This window comes from Streptomyces sp. NPDC051940, from assembly GCF_040680895.1.
In the GTDB taxonomy this organism is placed as follows: Bacteria; Actinomycetota; Actinomycetes; order Streptomycetales; family Streptomycetaceae; genus Streptomyces.
In genome coordinates, this window is the sequence record NZ_JBFAXR010000074.1 from 23,201 (window position 1) to 44,641 (window position 21,441).

The following is a 21,441-nucleotide window of genomic DNA, read 5'->3' on the forward strand; positions in this document are numbered from 1 at the left end:
TCAGCGGAGCTCGCTGTTGTAGTCGGTCCGCGGGTCGTAGCGCGGCGGGAGGAGCGCGGGGTACGGCCTGCGGCGTACCGACCGCTGCCACCACTTGTCCGCGTGCCGCAGCGACTGCAGCACGCCCCACATCCGGGCGTCCTTGGCGAAGAACTCCCGCACCTCCGCCTCCGACAGGTCGATCTCCAGCGCCTCCCGCGCCTGGCGCAGGACGAAGCCGAGATGGCGGTCGAGGCCGAGCCTGACCAGGTTGCCGGCGAAGTCGCGGACCGCGGTGCGCGGGGTGTGGTACGCGTCGATGACGGCCGGCAGCACCAGGCGCGCCAGGGCCGGGCGCAGGACGGCCGGGTAGCCGCGGACGAACAGCGCGGTCGACAGGCGGTCCGCCCCCGAGGCATCGCGGAGGAACGGCGTCGACACGTCCAGCATCGCCAGGCTTCCGTCCGCGCGCACATGCCAGTTGGTCAGCTGCGGATCGAGGGACGCCTTCTCGTCCACGCCGCGGCCGATCGCGTCGAGCACCGCGGCGAGGATCGCCTCCGCCTGCGCCGGGGTGCCGGTCCGGCAGCGGGTGATCGCGAGATCGTCCGCCGGGAGCAGGGGCTGGACCAGGTAGCCGAGCGTGCCCCACCTGGGGTGCTCGACCACGTGCAGCGCGGTGTCCACGACCGGCACCCCGCGCTCCTCCATGGCGGCGGTCCAGTCCGTCAGCACCCCGCGGTACGTGTCGAGCTCGGCGCGGGTACGGAACGGGGGCAGGCGTTTGACGACGATGCCGGGATCGGCCGGCGGCCAGGCCACGGCGAGGGTGATCTCGCCGTAGCCGACTATGCCGAGGTCGTCGGGGTCCCCCGCCTCGACGCACGCGTCGATACGGGCGTGGGCCTCGGCGATCAGCTGGGAATCAGGTTCGACGTGCACGCGAGCTCCTCGCTGTCGAGGCGTGCGCTCCGTCCGGCGCACGGGTGCCGAGAACGCTAGGCCGAGGCATCGAGGGCGGTGAAACAGCGAAGCCGGGAGACGCCACAAGCGATCTTTGTCACACGTCCGTTCGGAGAGCCGCCGCCGAACACGGAGGTAACAACCGGCCGTTGTGAAGGTACCGGCGATCGGTGTTTCCGCTGCCGGGGCGACCGGCCCAGCATGGGCCCATGGACGACCTGGAGATCCTCATCATCGGAGCCGGCGTGTGGGGCTCGGCGGCAGCCGCCCGCCTCGCACGGCGCGGCCACGACGTACTCGCCCTCGACCGCTGGGCGCCGCCGCACGCCCACGGCTCCCACAGCGGCAGGACCCGGCTGGCCCGCCAGTCGATGCACGAGGGCGCCGACTATGTGCCGCTCAGCGAGCAGACCTTCGCGATGTGGGGTGAGCTGGAGGCCGAGTACGGCGTGGAGATCCTGCGCCGCGACGGCGCGCTGCTCATCGACCGCGCCGACGGCCCGCTGAACGGCGCGAGCCGGGCCTCGCTCGACCTCGGCGGCTGGGACTACGAGATCTGGTCCCCCGAGCGGACCATGGCCGCGTACCCGGCGCTGCACGTCGCCGAGGACGAGGTGGCGATCTGGGAGCCCGGTGCGCGGCTGCTGTTCGTCGAGCCGGCGCTCGCCGCGCTGCAGGAGGACGCCCGCCGGCACGGTGCGCGCTTCGCCCTCGGGGAGGCCGCCCTGTCCTGGTCCGTCGACGGCGACGGCGTCCAGGTCAAGACCGACAAGCGGACGATCCGCGCCGACCGGCTGCTGATCACCGCCGGGGTCTACGGCCCGGACCTGATCGGGCTGGACCTGCCGCTGCAGGTCGAGCGGCAGATCCTGGTCACCTGGGACGCCGGGCCCGAGCTCACCGGCGCCCCGCTGCTGTACTGGATCGACCCCCGGCTCGGCCCGGACTCCGGCGCGTACGGCTGCCCCGAGCCGGGCGGCGGGTTCAAGTTCGCGCTGCACCACGAAGGCGTCGTCGGCCACCCCGACAGCCTCGACAAGGAGGTGCGGGAGGCCGACCTGCAGGCCGTCCGGGACGTGCTCGCCCGGCGTATCCCCGGGCTGACCCGCGCACCGCTGTCCGCCACCACCTGCATGTACACCAACACCCCCGACGTGGGCTGGGTCTTCGACCGGCACCCCGCGGGCGACCAGGTCGTGTACGCGACCGGGGACTCGGGCCGCTCGTTCCGGTACGCGCCGGCCATCGGGGAGGGCCTCGCCGACCTGGTCGAGGGGCGGCCCCGGCCGGACCTCGCCTTCCTCGGCGCCGACCGGTTCGGAGCCTGACTCAGGCGGGACCGGTCCCGCGGTGCGGCGGCCGCCCGGCGGTCCGCGGTACGCCCCCGGTGTGCGGGGGGCGTTCCCGGACCGCCGTCGCCGCGGCGACCAGGTCGGCGAGGACGGGGCTGGTGGCGTCCCGCGCCCACGCGAGGGCGACGACCGACGGCGCCAGGTCCGTGATCGGGACGAACGCGAGGCCGGGCGGGTGCGGCCAGCGCGCCGCCGTGGCCACGCTGATCGACATCGCGCCCCGGGTCGCGACCAGCAGCATCTCCTCGTCCAGCGTGGACACCTCGTGCGAGACGCGGGGCTGCGCCCCGCCGCGGGCGTCCACGGCCAGCCAGAAGTCGTCCCACCGGCGGTCCCGGGTACGGCACACGATGAGCGGCGCGTCCGCGACCTCGGCGAACGTGACGGATGCCCGGGCTGCCAGGGGGTGGGACTCGTGCACCAGCAGGACCCGCGGATCGTGCAGCAGGTCGAGGTGGTCCAGGCCGTCGCAGCCGAGCGGCAGGCGGACGAACGCGGCGTCGGCCCCGCCGTCCGCGAGCCCGGCCGACGGATCGCTGAGCGGCGCCTCCCGCAGCTCGACCCGTACCTGGGGCCGGAGTCCGGCGAAGGCGGCCAGGATCGGAGCCGTCAGATCGAGCGCGGCACCGGTGGAGAAGCCGACGCGCAGCCGCTCGGCCCCGGAGCCGTCGAGGGAGCGCAGCGCGCGCTCCGCCCGGTCCGTACACGTGATCATCGACTCCGCGTACGGCAGCAGCACGTGCCCCGCGTCGGTGAGGCGCACATAGCGTGTGGTGCGTACGAACAGCGCGGCCCCGACGCCCAGTTCCAGCCGCTGGATCTGGGCGCTGAGAGCCTGCTGGCTCATGTGCAGCCGCTGTGCCGCCCGCGAGAAGTTCAGCTCGCTCGCCACGGTGAGGAACGAGCGCAGCAGCCGCGTGTCGAGGTGCACGGCGGGCGCCTACGCGTCGGGCCCGGTCGTCCCGGCCGTCAGGCCGGTCAGCACCCGGTCCAGCGTGGTGATGAGCAGTTCGGCGTCGGCGGCGGTGAACACGAGCGGCGGGCGGATCTTCAGCACGTTCCCGTACCGCCCGGTGATCCCGATGAGGACACCCGCCTCCCGCATGGCGTCGGGGATCCGCCGGGCGAGCGCCGCGGCCGGGGTGCGCGTCCCGCGGTCCTCGACGAGTTCCACCCCCAGGAACAGGCCGAGCCCCCGCACGTCGCCGATGACGGGGTGCCGCTCCATGAGCTGCTCCAGCCGGGCCCGCAGGACGGCCCCGACCTCGCGGCACCGGCTGGTCAGGTCGTCGCGCTCGCACACCTCCAGCACGGCCCTGCCGGCGGCGGCCGACACCGGGTTGCCGCCGAAGGTGTTGAAGTAGACGGCGCGGGAGGCGAACTCCTGGGCGATCTCCCGGGTCGTGACCACGATGCCGACGGGGTGGCCGTCGCCCATCGGCTTGCCCAGGGTGACGATGTCGGGCGTGACCCCGTAGTGCTCGAACCCCCACCAGCGCCCGGTGCGGGCGAGCCCGGCCTGCACCTCGTCGGCGATGCAGAGTCCGCCCGCGGCCCGTACGTGCTCGTAGGCGAGGCGGAAGTAGTCCGCGGGGGCCTCAAGCGTCCCCTGGGTGTCGAAGACGGTGTCGCACATGAACGCCGCGGTTCCGTGGCCGCGTTCGTCCAGTACGGCGGTCGCGTCGGCGACGAGTCGCGCGTACCGGGCGCCGAGGTTGTCGTCACGGTCGCGGCGGAACGGGCCGCGGTAGGTGTTCGGCGGCTCCACCGCCACCAGCCAGTCCGGACGGTCCGCCGGGTCGGGGTGCAGCACGGTGGACAGCGCGTCGACGACCGTCGAGTTGCCGTGGTACGCGCCCTCCATCACCACGGCCCCGTGGCGGCCGGTCACGGTGCGGGCGATGCGCAGGGCGAGGTCGTTCGCCTCGGTGCCGCTGCAGACGAACGTGCACACGTCGAGGCCGTCCGGCATCAGCGAGGTGAGCTTCTCGGCGTACTCGACGACCGTCTCGTGCAGATAGCGGGTGTGGGTGTTGAGCCGCCCCGCCTGTTCGCTGAGTGCCGTGACGACGTCGGGGTGGCAGTGCCCGACGGAGGCGACGTTGTTGTAGCAGTCGAGGTAGCGACGCCCGTCGCTGTCGAAGAGCCAGACGCCCTCGCCGCGGACGAGGTGGACCGGGTCGTCGTAGAACAGGACGCTGTTGCCCACGTGCTTCAGGCGCCGCTCGATCAGGTCCCGGTTGGCGGCGTCGGCGCGGAACTCGTCCAGCCCGAGGTGCGCCGCACCGAGCAGGGCCGGCCGGCCGCGGTGGTCTTCGGTGGGCATGGCTCTCCTCATATGCGGCTACTGAAACTCGAATCCGATCGAGTCAGCGCACGCTATGGCGCGGGGAGGCGTAGGTCAAGAGTCCGCCGCGGTCCGTGCGGCGGGGGGCAGCTCGGCGGGCAGGTAGGTGCGCAGGTACGCGACGGCCGCGCGGACCGCCTCCGCCGCCATGTCGTCGGTGATCCGGCCGTGGCGCAGCATCGACAGGGAGTAGAACAGATCGATGATCTCCACGGCGTGGAAGTACAGGTCCCCGTCCCGGGGCATGGCCGGGAGCTCGAACACGGCGGTGATGTGATCGCGCAGGATCGAGCCCAGGAGGAGGTCGTTCTCGCGGTCGGAGCGCTTGAACTCCGGCGGCGCCTTGCTGCCGATCAGCAGTTGCCGGGCGTCGGGCCGCGCCGCGTAGAAGTCGACCGCGCGCCCGGCGCACACCGTGATCACGTCCTCCCACGCGGTCAGTTGCGCCGCGGGGATCGGAGCGGCGAGCACCTCGGCCAGGTCGGCCCCGATCTGCTCGGTCAGCGCGGCGAACGCCTCGGTCGCGTTCGCGTAGAAGTAGTACGCCGACCCGGTCGGGATGTCCGCGGCCCGGGCCAGGTCCTGCAGGCTGATCCCGTCGAGTTCGCGTTCGCCCAGCAGCCGGCTCGCCGCGGCCAGCAGCTCGGCCCGGCGCCGGCGGCCGCGCGCCTGGGGCCCGCGGGTCCTGGCGCCGCCGTTGGGAGGGTCGGCCGGCTCGGCCATGGTCGGCATGCTCCTTCTCGGCGGGACGGCTGGTGCGGTCACTGTATGCGCTCGCGGTGGATTTCTGTGTACGGACTCTTGACGGATCGGAGTGTGATGTCTCTTACTCGAAAAAATTTGAGTTTGAACCTGGAGCGCGAGTGACCGACTTCTATGATCTGCCTCTCCGGGAGCAGGCCGACCGGCTGACCCTGCTGGCACGAACGGCGTGCTCCGCCTGGGACTTCGGCGCCGCTCCGGAGGTCACGCTGCTCAAGTGCCGGGAGAACGCCGTGTTCCGCGTGGACGCCGGCGGCAGCCGGCACGTCCTGCGGGTGCACCGGGCCGGATACCACACCCCGCGGGCCCTGGAATCGGAGCTGGCGTGGATGACCGATCTGCGGCGCTCCGGCATCGCCACCCCCGCCGCCGTACCGAACCGGCAGGGCCGGCTCGTCGAGCAGGTCACGCACGACGGCGTGCCCGAGCCGCGCCTGGTCGACGTGCTCACCTGGGTCGACGGCCTGCCCATGGGCTCGCTGGAGGACGGAGTCGCCGCGGACCACGACGCGGTGGCGGCCTTCCGCGAGACGGGCCGGCTGATGGCCCGGCTGCACAACCACGCGCAGCACTGGGAGCGGCCCGACGGGTTCGTACGGCACGCCTGGGACCTCGACGGACTGCTCGGCGAGGAGCCCCTGTGGGGGAGGTTCTGGGAGCTCCGGGCGCTGGACGGCGCGCAGCGGGCGGTGGTGCTCGCCGCCCGTGAGCGGGCCCGCGCGGAGCTGGCGGAGTTCGGGGCGGGCGAGGACCGCTACGGGCTCGTCCATGCCGACTTCCTGCCGGAGAACCTGCTGGTCGACGGTGACAGCGTGCAGCTGATCGACTTCGACGACGCGGGCTTCGGCTGGCACCTGTTCGACATCGCGACCTCCCTGTTCGTGGTCGCCGACTCGCCTGAGTTCGAGGCCGTCCTCGCCGCGTTCGTCGCCGGCTACCGCACCGAGCGGGAGCTCCCGGACGGGCATCTGGACCGGCTGCCCCTGTTCTTCCTGCTGCGGGGGCTCACCTACCTCGGGTGGCTGCACACCCGCAAGGAGAGCGAGACGGCACGGGAGATGACCCCCGTGCTGGTGCCCGCCGTCACTGCGCTGGCCGAGGACTACCTCGCCGCGGCCCGCGCCCGGACCTGAGACCCCCGTCCGGGCCGGTGCCGCGAGCACCGGACGGTCGCTTCTTCTCTGCTCCACCCCATCGGACAAGGACAGAACCCCCATGACTGAACCCTCTTCGCCCGCGGTTCCGGCCGCCCAGCCCCTCCTCGCCGGTGCCGGCGGCGCACCCGCGCACGGACCGGCGCGCCGCGGGCATCTGGCCGTGATCTGTGCGACGTACGCGGTCGCGGCGATCGTCTTCAACGTCGCGCCCGGCTTCATCAGCGCGCTGATCGACGGCTACCACTTCACCGAGACCGAGGCCGGCCTGGTCGCGACCGCCGACATGCTGGCCATGGCCGCCACCGGATTCCTCGCCGGCCCCGCGCTGGCGCGCCGGTCGCGGCGCCGGCTGCTGGGCGCGGGCGCCGCGCTCGTGGCGCTCGGCAACGCGCTGTCCGTCGTCGTCGGCAGCCTCGGCGGGCTCCTCGCGACCCGGGTGGTCGCCGGTGTGGGCACCGGGCTGCTGCTCGTGTTCGCGAACACGATGGCGGCGACCACCCGCAACCCGACCCGCTCCTACGGGCTGGCCACGATGACCGCGACGGTCGTGGGCGCCTTCCTCCTCGTCGTGACCCCCATGGTCGTCTCGGCCGCCGGGTACGAGTCGTTCTTCGTCATCCTGGCGGTGTTCGGTGCCGTCGTCGCCCTGTTCGTCCCCGGCGAGCCCGCGGCCCCGGCCGCCACCCCGGCGGCCGAGACGGGCACAGACCGGCTGAGCCCCGCGCTGCTGCGGCTGCTCAGCGTCGCGGCGATGGCGATGATGGTCGTGCAGTCGGCGTTCTACGCCTTCGCGCAGCAGGCGGGCGAGGACGCCGGGCTCTCGTCCGGCGCGGCCGGTGCCGTGCTGTCCGTCGGCTACATCGGCGGCATCGTCACCTCCGCGCTGGCCGCCTGGCTGGGCAACCGGTGGGGCCGCTGGACGCCGGTCGCGCTGGGCATGGTGCTGCAGGCCGCGGCCTCGGTGGTGGTCCTCAGCGGGCCCGGCGCCACGGTCGCCGGCGCCGCCCTGATCGCCCAGAGCGCCACGCTGTTCTTCGGCATCCCCTATCTGCTCGCGCTCAACGCCGAGGCGGACGCCAGCGGCCGTTTCTCCAACATCGGCGTCGGCCTGTTCTTCCTCAGCCTGGCGGTCGGCCCCTTCGTCGGCGGCCTGCTGCTGGACGCCTTCGGGTACGCGGGCGTGGCGGTCGCCGTGGTCGTCGGCACGGTGGCCGGTCTGATCGCCCTGGCGCCGGTGACGCGCGCCCTCGCGGCGCGCGACGCCGACCGTACGACCGCCGCCCCCGGCGCCTGACCCACCACCGAAAGGACCCCCACGATGTCCACGTACACCGAAGACAGCGAGCAGACCGCGGACCGCGCGCTCACCGCTCTGGCAGCCGGGGAGGAGACCTGGTCGCGGACCGGCACCGCGGCACGCCGCCACCTGCTGGGCAAGCTGGGCGACCTGGTCGCCGAGTGCGCCGAGGAGTGGGTCGCGACCGCGGCCCGGATCAAGGGGCTGGCGGACGACTCACCGCTCGTCGGCGAGGAGTGGATCAGCGGACCGTGGGCGACGCTCGGCTACGCCCACGCGCTCGGCCGTACGCTCGACCGGCTGGCCCGCGGCACCGACCCGCTCGCCGGGCTCAGGCTGCGCACCGCCCCCGGCGGCCGGGTCGCCGTCCCCGCGCTGCCCGCCGGCGGCTACGACCGGCTGCTGCTGAGCGGCTTCTCCGCCGACGTGTGGATGCCGCCGGGCGTGACCGAGGACGAGGTGCGGCGTACGGCGGGCCTCGGCGCCCGTACGCCGGAGCAGACCGACGGCATCACGCTGGTGCTGGGAGCGGGCAACATCTTCTCGATCGCGCCGCTCGACGTCCTGTACGCGCTGCACGCCGACAACCGCGTCGTGGTCCTCAAGCTCAACCCGGTCACCGACCCGCTGCTGCCGGTCTTCGAGAAGATCCTCGCGCCCTACACCGAGCTGGGTGTCGTACGGATCGTCCGCGGCGGTGCCGAGACGGGCTCGGCCCTGGCGTACGACGACCGCGTCACCGCCGTGCACATGACCGGCAGCGAGCGGACCCACGACGCGGTCGTCTGGGGTACGGGCCAGGCCGGCGCCGACGCCCGCACCGCGGGCACGCCGCGCCTCGCCAAGCCCATGACCTCCGAACTCGGCGGCGTCTCGCCCGCCATCGTCGTCCCGGGCCGCTGGTCCGCGGCCGATCTGAGGTTCCAGGCCCAGCACATCGCCACCCAGCGGCTGCACAACGCCGGCTCCAACTGCATCGCGACGCAGGTGGTCGTCGTCTCCTCGGACTGGCCGCAGAAGGAGGCGTTCCTGCGCGAGCTGCGGGCCGCGCTGGACGCCGCGCCGGACCGCCCGGTGTGGTACCCGGGCGGCCCGGAACGCGTCGAGGCCGCGCGTGGCAGCCGCCCCTCGATGCCCGGCGCGGTGGCCGACCGCGTGCTGCTCACCGGTCTTGACCTGGCCGACGCCACCGACCCCGCCTTCTCCACGGAGTACTTCGCCCCGGTGCTCGGCGTCGCCGAACTCCCGGGCGCCGGCCTCGACTTCCTCAACGCCGCGATCCGCTGCGCCAACGACGCCCTGCGCGGCACCCTCGGCGCCAACGTGGTCATCGACCCCGCGACGCGCCGCCGGATGGGCGCGGACTTCGACACGGCCCTCGCGGAACTCCGGTACGGGACGATCGGCGTCAACGCCTGGACCGGCGTCGGCTATCTCACCCCGCACGCCACCTGGGGCGCGTTCCCCGGGCACACCGTCGACGACGTGCAGAGCGGCATCGGCGTCGTACACAACGCGCTGCTGCTGGACCGGCCCGAACGCACCGTCGTCCGCGGGCCGTTCCGCCCGGCCCCCCGCGCGATCCTGCGCGGCGAGTGGTCGCTGAGCCCGAAGCCGCCGTGGTTCGTCTCGAACCGCACCGCCGCGACGACGGGACGGCGCCTGGTCGCGTTCCAGGCGCGCCCGCGCGTCTCCGCGCTGCCCGCGGTCTTCGCGTCCGCCCTGCGGGGCTGACCGCGGGCCGGCGCGGCACGTATCAACGACAGACCGAGAAACCGAGAAAGAGACACCGACCCATGGCCAACCTCGCCCGACTCGCCGCCGACCCGCCCGCGCACCTCGCGGACCAGCCCGCGTTCCGGCTCGACGAGCAGGTCCTCACCTACGCGGGCCTCGACGACGCGACCGCCCGCATCGTCAGCTGGCTGCGGGCGCTGGACGTACGTCCCGGCGACCGGGTGGCCGTCATGCTGCCCAACGTCGTCCAGTTCCCGGTCGTCTACCACGGCATCCTCCGCGCGGGCGCGGTCGTCGTGCCGGTGAACCCGGTGCTGCGCGAGCGGGAGATCGCGTACTACCTCGGCGACTCCGGCGCCAAGGTCCTCTTCGCCTGGCACGAGCTGACCGGCGCGGCGGTCGCCGCGGCGGACGGCACGCAGACCGACGTCGTCGTGGTCGACCCGGCGGAGTTCGCCGACCGGCTCGCGGCGTACGAACCCGCGCCCGGCCTGGTGGAGCGCGAGGACGCCGACACCGCGGTGATCCTCTACACCTCGGGGACCACCGGCCGCCCCAAGGGCGCCGAGCTCACCCACGGCGGCCTGCGCCGCAACGTCGAGGAGTCCGTGCGCCTCTTCGGAATCGGCGCGGGCGACGCCGTACTCGGCGGGCTTCCGTTCTTCCACTCCTTCGGGCAGACCTGCGGCATGAACGGCGCACTCGCCGCGGGGGCCACGGTCACCCTGCTGCCCCGCTTCGACCCGGCGAAGGCCCTCGACATCCTGCGGCGCGACCGGGTCACGGTCATGCTCGGAGTGCCGACGATGTACGTCGCGCTGCTGAACCACCCGGACCGTGCGTCCTTCGACACCGACGCGCTGCGGGTCTGCGTCTCCGGCGGCGCGTCGCTGCCGGTCGAGGTGCTGCACGGCTTCGAGGCCGCCTTCCGGTGCGTGATCCTCGAGGGCTACGGGCTGACGGAGACCTCTCCGCTCGCCTCGTTCAACCACCCCGACCGTCCCCGCAAGCCGGGATCGATCGGCACGCCCATCCGCGGTGTGGAGTTCCGGCTCGTCGACGACGGTCTCGACGACGTGCCCGAGGGCGAGGCGGGGGAGATCGCGATCCGCGGCCACAACGTCATGAAGGGCTACTGGAACGGGCCCGAGGCCACCGCGGAGGCCGTCCGCGACGGCTGGTTCCGCACCGGCGACATCGCGCGCCGGGACGAGGACGGCTACTACTACATCGTCGACCGGAAGAAGGACCTCATCATCCGCGGGGGCTACAACGTGTACCCGCGCGAGGTCGAGGAGGTGCTCTACCAGCACCCCGCCGTCGCCGAGGCCGCGGTGATCGGCGTCCCGCACGCCACCCACGGCGAGGAGGTGGCCGCCGCGGTCGCGCTGAAGCCGGGCGCCGTCGCGGACCCCGACGAGCTGCGGGCCCACGTCAGGGAGCGGGTCGCGCCGTACAAGTACCCGCGCCGGGTGTGGCTCGTCGACGCGCTGCCGAAGGGCCCGACCGGCAAGATCCTCAAGCGCGAGATCCACCCGCCCGAGGATCCGACGGGTCTGTGACCTGATCCCGGGGCGGATGATCGCCCTGAACGGCGAACCGCTCCGGAGCCCGACTCGGGCTCCGGAGCGGTTCGGTGACCTCACGGTGTCAGGGGCGTGGGAGCCCGTTGACGGCCACCTCCAGCAGGTCGGTCGTCGGGCCGTTCGAGCCGGCGTCGAAGACGAGCTTCACGTACTGGGCGCGGGCGGTGACCGGATAGCGGTCGTAGAAGCCGAAATAGGCCGTTCCCGTGGGGCCGTTGACCGTGCCGGCGTCCGTCCAGGTCTCGCCGTCGGTGCTGGTCTGGATCCTGATCGTCTTCGGTGTGTTGACGTACTTCTGGTCCAGCGTGTTGAAGTCGATGTCGATGCTCGAGAGGTCCGACTCGGCCGGAAGCCGGAACTGAAGCCAGGACTGCTCCGTCCCGGGCACCGACCACTTCGACTGGTCGAACCGGTCGGCCTCGATGAGCCTGTCGTCGGTGAGGTTCGACACCGCGTCGGCCTGGTGGCCGGCGGTGATCTCGGCGTCGCTCGCGAGGTTCCGGTGGGGCAGCAGGTCCAGGAAGACCCTGTTCGTCGTGAAGGTCCTGCCGTCCAGCGTCACGTCCGCCCAGACGACTCCCCGGGTGGGTGCCTCGACCTGCGGAGTGGTGATCCGGTGCGGCTTGAACGCGAACGTGTCCACCTCGCGGATGGCGACCGGCTTGTACCTGTCACCCGCCGTCAGATCGACGACGCCCGCGTGCCAGTTGATCCGGGCCGTGTCCAGGCTGATGGGCCCGCCGGTGGCCGACCTGCCCTCAAGCGTGTACCCGAGCCCGTCGTTCAGGCCGAACTCGCCGTAGGCCTCCTTCCCCTCCACCAGCAGCGACGCGCTGATCATGTCCTCGGCGACGTGGACCAGGCGGTCCCTGACCCGCACCTTCAGCGTGTCCTGCTTGGTCACGCCCTCATGGGTGCCCCGCACCGTGATGGTCGCCGTGCCGTCCGACACCGCCGTCACGACTCCGCTCGGCTGCACGTCGGCCACCCCGGGGTCCGAGCTGGTGTACGTCACGTCCGACAGGGGGGCGCCGAGCGCGGGATACGTCATATAGCCCTCGGCCTTGACCTGCAGCTCTCCCGGCGTCCGCTGCTCGGCGGTCGCGGTGAGGTCGGTCAGCCGGTACCGGCGCTCCGGGTTGTCGGTCACGATCTTCACGATCGTGTCGATCGGGTCCTCGTGGGCGTTGGCCATGTTGATGGTCAGGCTGTCGCCCTCCTGGCGGAAGGAGGTGACCGGGGTGTCGGTGTTCAGCCATTTCACGGACGTCACCCGATCCTTGACCGGGCGAATGGTCAGGGACCTGTCGTTGATCGCGGCGAAGCCCTTCTTGCCGTCCGGCCCCTTCATGATGTGCAGGTAGACGTTGTTGTCCCGCGCGGTCGCGTAACCCCACTGCGGGCCGGTCGTGCTGTTGGGGCGGGCGAACTTCTCGTAGTTCCCGCGGCCGTCGTCCTCGTAGCCGTAGCCGGCCAGGAAGTACGGTGTCGTGCCCGTGGTGGACTCGTGCCGCTCCGGCCTGCCCTTCGGCGCGAACCAGCCGGCGAGCCCCTCTCGTACGTCGATGAACTCCTGTACGGCCTTCGGATACCGCGTGGCGATGTCCTCGGGGGAGTTGAAGTTCGGACCGCGGCTGTCGATGACGCTCTGGTCGTTGTTGTCGACGAGGCCCCGGCCGGCGTTCATCAGCATCTCCTTGGTGACCTGCCGGAAGTCGTCGCGCTTGCCGTAGTACGGCGACAGCATGTTCTTCGTGTGGATCATCTTCCACGGCTCCATGACCGTCCGCTTCAGCAGATGGTTCCCGTGCACCGCGGCGTAGATGCCGGACGCCTCGTCGGTGCGCAGGTCCGGATCGCCGTACTCGACGCCCCAGGCGTTCGAGTTCACGACGATGTCGTTGCTGTAGTTGCGGATGAGGCTGTACATCACGTCGTAGTTGGCGTTGGGCATCGCCTGCGGACCGTCGAAGTACAGGTAGTCCGGGTCGTAGCGGTGGATGAGGTCAGCGACGTTCTGCACCAGGACGTCGGTGGAGTAGTGCTGCAGACCGCCGCCCTCGGTGGCGTAATAGAGGCCGAACCTCATGCCGTGCCGCTTCACCGCCTGCTCGTACTGCCGGAGCCCGTCCACCACCTTCCCGTTCCCGTCCTTGGGGAGGTACTCCGCCCTGATGTGCTTCGGGTCCGCGAACTTCGACGGCCAGAAGTAGTTCTGCTGGAGTGATTCGACCGACACCAGCGAGTGTCCCTGGCGCTTCGCCCTCTCCGCCCAGCGGTCGACGGAGAAGTTCGGGTCCACGAAGTAGTCGTACGTCGGGGTGGCATGGGTCAGGGCGCCGACCCGTCCTTCCTCGAACCACTTGTTGGGGCGTTCCTTCACCGTGATGGTGAAGTCCTTGGACGCGGTGTTCCCGTCCCTGTCGGACACCTGGACGGTGAAGTGGTGGTCGCCCGGTTCTGTGGTGCCGTCGATGATGCCCTTGGTGCTGTTCAGATCGACCTTCCCGTCGACCAGTCCGGTCGCGATGGAGCCGTCGGGGTCGAGCTCCAGACCGCCGGGCAGCTTCCCGTCGACGATCTTCCAGGTGTAGCCCGGCGCGCCGCCGGCGGCCATGAACCGGAAGGGTGAGGCGGAGACGCCGTACTTGTTGGAGGCCGCCGACTTGTTCCAGACGTACGGCCACTCCCGGTAGCCGGTGGGCATGTCGTTCGTCGGGAGGGCGGTGCCGACCGGCTCGTCGGTCGAGAGACCCTGCGAGGCGATCTGCAGGTCGTCCGACGGCCCCGTCACGGAGTTCGCCAGATCACTGATCCTGTTGCCGTTCTCATCGGCCACCCGGCCGTAGAACCCCAGATAGGACACGTTCTGGTCCTTGGCGACCGGCACGCCGTTCGCGTTCACGTCCTCCGTGTAGGTGTGTTTGATCTGAACCATCAGCTTGTTCCAGCCCGCCCGCAGCTGGACGGCCTGCTTCGTCAGGTCCTTCTGCACCTCCACCGGGGTGCTCGGATTCGTCAGGCACCGGTCGTTCGCGTACAGCCGGTACGAGCCGCTCGCGCCGACGCCGAAGTACGCCTGACGCTCGACCGGGCTGTACACGTACGTGTGCGCGTAGACGTACTTGTTCCTGGTGTCGACGCCCTTCTTCACGGTGAAGTACCCGTGGAGGTCCTGGTAGTCGTCGTAGGTCCGGTTGTAGATCCGGTCGTCGAAGTACTCCCACTTCCGGCTGTCGCCGCCGGCGCCGAGCGGCTCGCCCAGCTTCGGCGCGATGCTCGCCGTGCCGTCGACCGGTGGCGTCGCGCTTTCGCACCCGTACTGCTCGTCGACGACCGGTGAGTCGAACGGACCCGACACCAGCCACGAGTTGATGAACGGAGCGCTCCCCGCCACCTGCTGCGCCTGCGCCTGCTCCGCCGCCGGCGCGCCGAACAGGAGTGAGGCGAGTGTCATCACTCCCAGGAGTGGTACGAACCGCCTGAATCGTCTGCTCACTGCTGAGGACCCTTCCATCGGTGACGCTTCGCGATGAGCCGAAGCTTCACATGCATGGATCGGGCTGCCTATGGATAGTTCAGAGTAATCCTTGGATTCTCGGGCCGCGTGGGGCGGCCCACCCCGCCGGGTGGGCCGCCCCGGTGCCGTTCGGCGAGCTGCCGGTAGGCGGCGCCCTACGCCGGGGCCCGCGTCAGCAGCGGGGAGCGGGTTTGCTGAACGTGGTGTTGCTGGGGTTGGTGACGTAGTAGTCGGAGACCCAGTAGCCGTTGTCGAGCTTGTTCCAGACCCAGGTCGTGCCGACCTTGGAGCCGCCTTTCTGGCAGGCGACCCAGGCCAGGGCGCCGTTGGGCAGGGAGCCGACGGCGTCGTACGAGGTGGAGGGGCCGGTGCGCTGCTTCAGGCCGGTGGGGGCGTTGACCTGCCAGGGGTAGCGGCACTTGGGCAGCGGCGGGCTGAAGGTGGTCTTCGAGGGGGTCGAGACGTAGGAGTCGGGGACGTAGCTGCCGTCGGTGAGTTTGTCCCAGACCCAGGTGGTGCCGACCTTGGTGCCGGACGCCTGGCAGACGACGCCGACCGCGGAGGCGGCGGGGTAGGTCGTGACGGCGGTCGCGGTGGCGTTCGGGGCGGTGCGGGCGGTCAGGGCCTTGGCCGCCGTGTAGGTGTGGGCGACGGTGGCGGTGGGGGCGTCGACGAGGTTGCGGTCGATGGGCTGGGTGACGCCGCCCCAGGTCTCGGTGACGTCGCCCTGGTACTGCTTGGCGCGCTGGTGTACGGACCACTTGGTGTCCGTGATCCCCGTCCAGCCCTTGAGCGAGGCGACGCCGTCGTAGCGGGCGATCCACAGGGCGTCGGGGCGGGCGTAGGCGGTGGAGTGGTACGCGTCGGCGAGGTTCGCGGCGCCCAGGTTGAGGTTCAGGTACGCGCCGGCCAGGTAGCCGGACGCGTGCAGCTTCCTGGTCCAGCCGGAGAGGTAGGACAGCACCGAGTCGCGGCAGGCGGTGTCGGCGGGGTCGTAGTGCTCGATGTCGTTGTACAGGGCTGATCCGGGCAGCATGCCGCGCTCCTTGGCCCCGGCGACGGCCTCGGTGGCGGCGGCGGTGCCCTGGGTGTAGGCCGTGGCCTTGGTCAGGGAGATCTTCTGGTCGGTGGCGCGGGCGCCGCACGCGGGCTGCAGGCCCTTGTGGATGGGCAGCAGCCTCCAGCCCAGCCGGCTGACCTCGGTGACGTAGGCGGCGGTGAGTTCGGCCTGGGTGCAGGTGCGGTTGACGCCGCTGATGTAGACGCCGAGCCCGCGGTACGGGGAGGCCGCCCACGCCTTGATCGTCGTCAGGGGCGGGGCGGTGCAGGCGTCGAACGCCTTGCCGCTGAACCAGGTGGCCGAGCCGGCCGACGGGTAGCCGACGGACGTGTCGGGTTCCGCGGTCGCCGAGTCGGTGAGCGCGAGGGGCACCGCCACCGCGGCGGCGGCAGCGGCCGCCACGACGGCGATCAGCCTGCGGCGCCCCTTGCTCAGGGCATGACGACGACCACGGCGTACGAAGGACACGGCGGACACTCCCGGGGGACGGCGGCTGGCGGGGCGAGGGGGATCGTAGTTGAAGCGGAGCCGCCGGTGACGCAGCCCTGCGGGGGCGCGTCGCTCTTCTTCCCGGGGCGACCCGGGGCGTGCCTGCTCCCTTTGTGACCTCGGCCACGCGAATGCCTCCGCATGTCACAACCGCGCCGGTCTCCGAGTCTCATATGCGGAAGTCCGATCGAAAGCCCGGGCTTTCCGTCGTAAGACGCCGTCATGCCTTTATCGCGAACGACAGCACGAATTCCGGATGAGATTCATGGACGGAGGGGCTGGCATGCCCGACAAGAACCGGACGCGAGGCGCCGGCGGGCGGATTGCGGAATGGGCCGAGGGGCGCCTGGGCGCCCGCGGTCTCGGCCGCCGGATAGCCCGCGGTGTCTATCCGTCCCACTGGTCCTTCATGCTGGGGGAGATAGCGCTCTACAGCTTCGTCATCGTCCTCGTGACGGGCGTGTACCTGTCGCTGTACTTCGATCCGTCGATGGCCCAGGTGGAGTACCAGGGCAGCTACGCGCCGTTGCGGGGCCAACTGGTCTCCCGCGCGTTCGACTCGACCATGCACATCTCCTTCGAGGTGCGCGGCGGCCTGCTCATCCGGCAGGCCCACCACTGGTCGGCGCTGGTGTTCGTCGGCGCGATCATGGCCCACATGATGCGGGTCTTCTTCACCGGGGGCTTCCGCAAGCCCCGTGAACTCAACTGGGTCTTCGGCTTCCTGCTGCTCCTCCTGGCCATGGTCGGCGGCCTGACGGGCTACGACCTCCCGGACGACCTGCTCTCCGGGACCGGACTCGCGGTGGTGAACGGCACGATCCTGTCCATCCCGGTGGTCGGGACGTACCTCTCCATGTTCCTCTTCGGCGGCGAGTTCCCCGGCGACGACGTGGTGCCGCGCTTCAACACCCTCCATGTGCTGGTCATCCCCGCGCTGATGGTGGGACTGCTCGTCGCCCACGTCGTCGTGGCCGTCCGGCACAAGCACACGCAGTACCCGGGCCCCGGCCGCACCGAACGGAACGTGGTGGGCCTGCCGTTCCGCGTCCACGCGGTCAAGTCCGCCGGACTGTTCCTGCTCGTGTCCGCCGTCGTCGTCGCCGTCGCGGCGACCGTGCGGATCAACCCGATCTGGGAGTACGGCCCCTACCGCGCCGACCAGGTCTCGGCGGGCTCGCAGCCCGACTGGTACATGGGCGTGCTGGACGGGCTGGTGCGCGTGATGCCGGCCTGGGAGATCGAGGCGTGGGGCCACACCCTGGCCCTGGGCACTCTGCTCCCCGTGCTGGTGGGTGTCGGCTTCTTCCTCGTCCTGGGCGCCTACCCCTTCATCGAGGCGTGGGTGACCGCCGACGACCGCGACCACCACCTCCTCGACCGGCCGCGCAACCGCCCGGTCCGCACGGCGCTCGGCGTCGCCTGGCTCGGCTTCTACGTCGTCGGACTGGCCGGCGGCGCCAACGACATCATCGCCACCCGCTTCGGCCTCTCGGTCAACGCCGTCACCTGGGCGGTCCGGATCGGACTCCTCGCGGTCCCGGTCCTGGCGTACACGATCACCAAGCGGTGGGCGCTCGGCCTGCAGTACCGCGACCGCGACGCGGTGCTGCACGGCCGCGAGACCGGCGTCATCAAGCGGCTGCCCGACGGCGGGTACGTCGAGGTCCACGAACCGCTCAGCGGGGATGAGTTGCACGTGCTCACCCAGCACGAGCAGTACGAGCCGCTCGCCCTGCCCGCCGAGGACGGCGGAGCGCACGGCGCCCGCCGGCTGCAGGTGGCGCTCAGCCGGCGTATGTACGGCGCGGGCGCGCAGGTCGCCAAGGCGACGGGACGGCCGCACACCGCGTTGCCGCCCCGGCAGCACGCCGGCGATCAGGCCCGTTGAGGCGCCGCCCGATTACCGGTGATCAAGGTTTACACCGGAAATCGACAGGACTAGCCTGGAAACAGAGTTAATGTCAGCGGTCACTTCTCGGAGAAGGGAGCAGCTGATGACGTGGACGATATCCGGCAGGTACGTGGCCGGCTGCTCGTGTGCTGTGCTGTGCAGCTGCCCGTACGACGGGCAGCCGAGGGACGCCAAGGGCGGGACCGAATGTCTGGGCACCGCCGTCTTCCATGTGGCGGAAGGAAATCTGGACGAGGTGGACCTGTCCGGTGTGGACTTCGCCTTCTACAACCACTTCCCGTCCAATCTGACCTCCGGAAACTGGAAGGTCGGACTGGTCGTGGACAGCGCGGCGAGCGACGCGCAGGCCGGCGCCCTGGAAAGCATCCTGTCCGGGCGTGAAGGCGGTCCCTTCGGTCAACTCTCGCAGTTCTACGGCGAGTACCTGGGAATGGAGCGGGCGAAGGTCTCGCTGGGCAGCGGAGACGGCGACGGTTGCACGGTCGAGGGCAGGACGGAGCTCTCCTACGAGCCCCTCACCGGCCCCGACGGCAGTGCGACGAAGATCAAGAACGCCATGTTCGGGTTCGCGCCCGAATTCGAGGTCGGCACGACAAGCGGACGTTCGGACGCTTTCGGCCTGAGCTACGAGGCGTCGTACGGCGAGACGGCCGACTACGTCTTCAGCAGCGAGGAGCTCGAGGGGGCCACCCAGGGACGCGCCTGAGTCACATGTCCATTGACGGCATCGAGTCCCGCAGCCCCGGCAGCAGCCAGTCCTGGAACGGTGCGAGCACCGCCAGGACGAGGAACGCGACGCCCACGAACCGGGCCAGCAGCGGGCCGCGGGACCACAGCTTCTCCACGAAGATCACCACGGCCAGCCCGGCCATCGCCGCCACGTTCATCACCCCGAGCGGGATCAGCACGACCATCAGCCCCGCGCAGCAGCCGACACAGTAGGCGCCGTGGTGGACGCCCACCCGCAGGTCGCGCGCCGGTGCCCGGAAGCCGGAGTAGTGGATCAGATGGCTCATGGGGTCCCGGCAGTGCCGCAGGCACACGTACTTGAGGGGGCCGAGCTGGTACAGGCCCGCGAGCAGGAACGCCGTGAAGCCGATCCAGCGCCCGGCGGTGGGGTGGTCGGCCACCAGGTCGCCGGTCAGCGCCAGGGCGGCGTAGGCGAGCACCCCGAACGCGGTCCACACGACGAGGTAGCCGCCGACGAACTCCCCGGTGCGCGCGGCCCGGGTCCAGCCCGAGGAGTGCCGGCCGATTCCGCGCACCCAGGTGATGGCCACCGGTGCCATGGACGGCAGCATCATGGCCGCCATCATCGTCACCCACAGCAGCAGGAACAGCGGCAGCGCCATCCCCATCGTGCCGGGCTCGACCCCCATGTCCCGGGCCTGCCCGATGGTGAGCGCCCACGCGGGTACCGCGATCAGGACGACCAGCAACCACGCCGTCGCGAGATCCCGCTTCGGTAGCAGGCCTCCACCGGCTCCCGTCGGCGACGGTGGAGGCGAGGGCGAAGGCGACTGCGATCGCGTTCGCGCGGGTGCGAGAAAGGAGGCGAAGGTGTGACGCATCGGCAGCCCTCCTTACCGATATATCCAGCACACCACTCCTCGGCGTGCGGCGCGACCTCGCCCTCCCCGCGCCGCACGCTCGGTGAGTGCCGTGCTACGCGGCGGAGTTCCGTCCGCCGCGGCGGCCGGACCCCCGGCGCTCCGCACCCCGGGCGCCCTTCGCGGCACCGGCTCCAGCACTCCGTGCGCTCTTCCCGGCACCCGCCGCCGTACCGGCTCCAGCACCCCGTGCGCTCTTCCCGGCACCCGCCGCCGTACCGGCTCCCGTGCCACCGCCGTTGGCGCCGCCACCGCTCCGGCGCCGGCGGGCGGGCCGCCTGCCCGGCTCGGTGCCGGTCTTCCGGTCCGGGCGGGCCTTGCGCGCCGCCGGCTGTGCCGCCTGCTGGGGGACCTCGATGGTGACGGGCACGCCGGAGGGTTCGCGGGCGCCGGTGATCTCGGCCAGCTGGGGGTCGCTCGACGTGATGCGCGCCGTACGGGGGCGGATCCCCGCGTCCGACATCAGACGCGTGACGTCGCGCTTCTGCTCGGGCAGGACCAGGGTGACCACGCTGCCGGAGCCGCCGGCGCGGGCCGTGCGGCCGCCGCGGTGGAGGTAGTCCTTGTGGTCGGCGGGGGGATCGACGTTCACCACGAGGTCGAGGTCGTCGATGTGTATGCCGCGGGCCGCGACGTTGGTCGCCACCAGCGCGGTGACCTGGCCGTTCTTGAACTGCTCCAGGGTGCGGTTGCGCTGCGGCTGGGAGCGGCCCCCGTGCAGCGCCGCCGCGCGGACACCCGCGGCCAGCAGCCGCTTGGCGACCCGGTCGGCGGACCGCTTGGTGTCGAGGAACAGGATCACCCGGCCGTCACGGGCGGCGATGCGGGTGGTGACGGTCTTCTTGTCCGTCTCGTCCAGCACGTGGAGCACGTGGTGCTCCATGGTGGTCACCGCTCCCGCGGACGGGTCCACGGAGTGCACGACGGGGTCGGTCAGGAACCGCTGGACCAGCCGGTCGATGTTGCCGTCCAGGGTGGCCGAGAACAGCATGCGCTGACCGTCCGGCCGTACCTGCTGGATCAGCTTGGTGATCTGCGGCAGGAAGCCCATGTCGGTCATCTGGTCGGCCTCGTCCAGCACCGTGATCCGCACGCCGCCCAGCACGCAGTCACCCTGGGCGACCAGGTCGTTGAGCCTGCCGGGGGTCGCCACCAGCACCTCGGCGCCGCGCCGGAGCGTGGCCGCCTGCTTGGTGGCGGAGAGCCCGCCCACCACGGTGGCCAGCCTGAGGTTCACCGCCGTCGCGTACGGGGTCAGGGCGTCCGTCACCTGCTGGGCGAGCTCACGGGTGGGCACCAGTACGAGGGCGAGCGGCGCCTTGGGCTCCGCGCGCAGTCCCGCCGTACGGGCCAGCAGCGCCAGTCCGAACGCCAGGGTCTTGCCGGAGCCGGTGCGCCCCCGGCCCAGCAGGTCGCGGCCGGCGAGCGAGTTCGGCAGCGTGGCGGCCTGAATGGGAAAAGGGGTGGTCACGCCCTGCGCGGTGAGGGTCTTCAGCAGTCCCGCGGGCATATCGAGAGCGGCGAAGTCCTCGACGGCGGGAAGAGCGGGTGTGGTGCTTTCCGGCAGCAGGATGCGGACCCTGCGCGAGCTGGGACTGGACCTTCCCACGATCCGCAAGGTCGTGGACCGCGAGCTCTCGCTTCCCGAGGTCGCCGCGGCGCACGCC

Annotated in this window: 15 protein-coding genes; 7 read left to right on the top strand and 8 right to left on the bottom strand. The window is 71.5% G+C overall.

What is annotated here, in order from left to right; all coding sequences use genetic code 11:
- Nucleotides 1-921 carry a DUF6206 family protein gene (locus AB0M28_RS25590; RefSeq protein ID WP_365409376.1) on the bottom strand — a complete coding sequence of 307 codons (921 nt, stop codon included), beginning with the start codon at nt 919-921 and terminating at the stop codon, nt 1-3.
- A 230-nt stretch (nt 922-1,151) separates the two neighbouring features.
- Here AB0M28_RS25590 and solA point away from each other — a divergent pair, with 230 nt between their 5' ends.
- A complete protein-coding gene (gene solA / locus AB0M28_RS25595) occupies nt 1,152-2,270 on the top strand; it encodes an N-methyl-L-tryptophan oxidase (protein WP_365409379.1) in 1,119 nt (372 codons plus the stop codon).
- A 1-nt stretch (nt 2,271) separates the two neighbouring features.
- On the opposite strand, the gene AB0M28_RS25600 is transcribed toward solA, so the two are convergent.
- From AB0M28_RS25600 to AB0M28_RS25610, 3 genes are all read right to left on the bottom strand, one after another.
- Complete coding sequence (locus tag AB0M28_RS25600) at nt 2,272-3,225, bottom strand: LysR family transcriptional regulator (RefSeq protein ID WP_365409382.1); 954 nt, start codon at nt 3,223-3,225, stop codon at nt 2,272-2,274.
- Between the two features lie 9 nt (nt 3,226-3,234).
- On the bottom strand, nt 3,235-4,620 hold the full coding sequence (locus AB0M28_RS25605; protein ID WP_365409385.1) for an aminotransferase class III-fold pyridoxal phosphate-dependent enzyme: 1,386 nt from the start codon (nt 4,618-4,620) through the stop codon (nt 3,235-3,237).
- A 75-nt stretch (nt 4,621-4,695) separates the two neighbouring features.
- The gene (locus AB0M28_RS25610; RefSeq protein WP_365409388.1) at nt 4,696-5,364 is read right to left on the bottom strand and encodes a hypothetical protein; all 669 of its coding nucleotides are present in this window, start codon (nt 5,362-5,364) and stop codon (nt 4,696-4,698) included.
- A 140-nt stretch (nt 5,365-5,504) separates the two neighbouring features.
- Here AB0M28_RS25610 and AB0M28_RS25615 point away from each other — a divergent pair, with 140 nt between their 5' ends.
- The 4 genes from AB0M28_RS25615 to AB0M28_RS25630 all read left to right on the top strand — a co-directional run bounded on the left by AB0M28_RS25615 (nt 5,505) and on the right by AB0M28_RS25630 (nt 11,156).
- Nucleotides 5,505-6,536: a phosphotransferase gene (locus AB0M28_RS25615; RefSeq protein ID WP_365409391.1), complete on the top strand. Its 1,032-nt coding sequence runs from the start codon at nt 5,505-5,507 to the stop codon at nt 6,534-6,536.
- Nucleotides 6,537-6,618: 82 nt separating this feature from the next.
- Nucleotides 6,619-7,854 (top strand): MFS transporter, encoded by a 1,236-nt coding sequence (locus tag AB0M28_RS25620; protein WP_365409394.1) that lies wholly within the window; start codon nt 6,619-6,621, stop codon nt 7,852-7,854.
- Between the two features lie 24 nt (nt 7,855-7,878).
- The gene (locus tag AB0M28_RS25625; protein ID WP_365409397.1) at nt 7,879-9,591 is read left to right on the top strand and encodes an aldehyde dehydrogenase family protein; all 1,713 of its coding nucleotides are present in this window, start codon (nt 7,879-7,881) and stop codon (nt 9,589-9,591) included.
- Between the two features lie 62 nt (nt 9,592-9,653).
- Nucleotides 9,654-11,156 (top strand): long-chain fatty acid--CoA ligase, encoded by a 1,503-nt coding sequence (locus AB0M28_RS25630; protein WP_365409400.1) that lies wholly within the window; start codon nt 9,654-9,656, stop codon nt 11,154-11,156.
- Between the two features lie 88 nt (nt 11,157-11,244).
- Here the strand turns inward: AB0M28_RS25630 and AB0M28_RS25635 are convergent, their stop codons facing one another.
- The gene (locus tag AB0M28_RS25635; RefSeq protein ID WP_365409403.1) at nt 11,245-14,637 is read right to left on the bottom strand and encodes a discoidin domain-containing protein; all 3,393 of its coding nucleotides are present in this window, start codon (nt 14,635-14,637) and stop codon (nt 11,245-11,247) included.
- Nucleotides 14,638-14,872: 235 nt separating this feature from the next.
- Entirely contained in the window at nt 14,873-16,228 is a 1,356-nt protein-coding gene (locus AB0M28_RS25640) for a glycoside hydrolase domain-containing protein (protein ID WP_365409406.1), read from the bottom strand.
- Nucleotides 16,229-16,532: 304 nt separating this feature from the next.
- Here AB0M28_RS25640 and AB0M28_RS25645 point away from each other — a divergent pair, with 304 nt between their 5' ends.
- Together AB0M28_RS25645 and AB0M28_RS25650 are read left to right on the top strand one after the other, a co-directional pair.
- Nucleotides 16,533-18,140 carry a cytochrome b N-terminal domain-containing protein gene (locus AB0M28_RS25645; protein WP_365409409.1) on the top strand — a complete coding sequence of 536 codons (1,608 nt, stop codon included), beginning with the start codon at nt 16,533-16,535 and terminating at the stop codon, nt 18,138-18,140.
- Between the two features lie 106 nt (nt 18,141-18,246).
- Nucleotides 18,247-18,870: a DUF1326 domain-containing protein gene (locus tag AB0M28_RS25650; RefSeq protein WP_365409412.1), complete on the top strand. Its 624-nt coding sequence runs from the start codon at nt 18,247-18,249 to the stop codon at nt 18,868-18,870.
- 1 nt (nt 18,871) lies between these two features.
- Here AB0M28_RS25650 and AB0M28_RS25655 read toward each other — a convergent pair whose 3' ends face one another.
- Both AB0M28_RS25655 and AB0M28_RS25660 read right to left on the bottom strand, forming a co-directional pair.
- Entirely contained in the window at nt 18,872-19,636 is a 765-nt protein-coding gene (locus AB0M28_RS25655) for a DUF2182 domain-containing protein (RefSeq protein ID WP_365409430.1), read from the bottom strand.
- Between the two features lie 193 nt (nt 19,637-19,829).
- Nucleotides 19,830-21,284: a DEAD/DEAH box helicase gene (locus AB0M28_RS25660; RefSeq protein ID WP_365409415.1), complete on the bottom strand. Its 1,455-nt coding sequence runs from the start codon at nt 21,282-21,284 to the stop codon at nt 19,830-19,832.
- Nucleotides 21,285-21,441 lie beyond the last annotated feature (157 nt).

Coding starts and splice junctions, on each gene's coding strand:
- AB0M28_RS25610 (WP_365409388.1), bottom strand. CDS start 5,364: ATGGCCGAGCCGGCCGACCCTCCCAACGGCGGCGCCAGGACCCGCGGG.
- AB0M28_RS25650 (WP_365409412.1), top strand. CDS start 18,247: ATGACGTGGACGATATCCGGCAGGTACGTGGCCGGCTGCTCGTGTGCT.
- solA (WP_365409379.1), top strand. CDS start 1,152: ATGGACGACCTGGAGATCCTCATCATCGGAGCCGGCGTGTGGGGCTCG.
- AB0M28_RS25645 (WP_365409409.1), top strand. CDS start 16,533: ATGCCCGACAAGAACCGGACGCGAGGCGCCGGCGGGCGGATTGCGGAA.
- AB0M28_RS25620 (WP_365409394.1), top strand. CDS start 6,619: ATGACTGAACCCTCTTCGCCCGCGGTTCCGGCCGCCCAGCCCCTCCTC.
- AB0M28_RS25625 (WP_365409397.1), top strand. CDS start 7,879: ATGTCCACGTACACCGAAGACAGCGAGCAGACCGCGGACCGCGCGCTC.
- AB0M28_RS25635 (WP_365409403.1), bottom strand. CDS start 14,637: ATGACACTCGCCTCACTCCTGTTCGGCGCGCCGGCGGCGGAGCAGGCG.
- AB0M28_RS25630 (WP_365409400.1), top strand. CDS start 9,654: ATGGCCAACCTCGCCCGACTCGCCGCCGACCCGCCCGCGCACCTCGCG.
- AB0M28_RS25605 (WP_365409385.1), bottom strand. CDS start 4,620: ATGCCCACCGAAGACCACCGCGGCCGGCCGGCCCTGCTCGGTGCGGCG.
- AB0M28_RS25660 (WP_365409415.1), bottom strand. CDS start 21,284: ATGCCCGCGGGACTGCTGAAGACCCTCACCGCGCAGGGCGTGACCACC.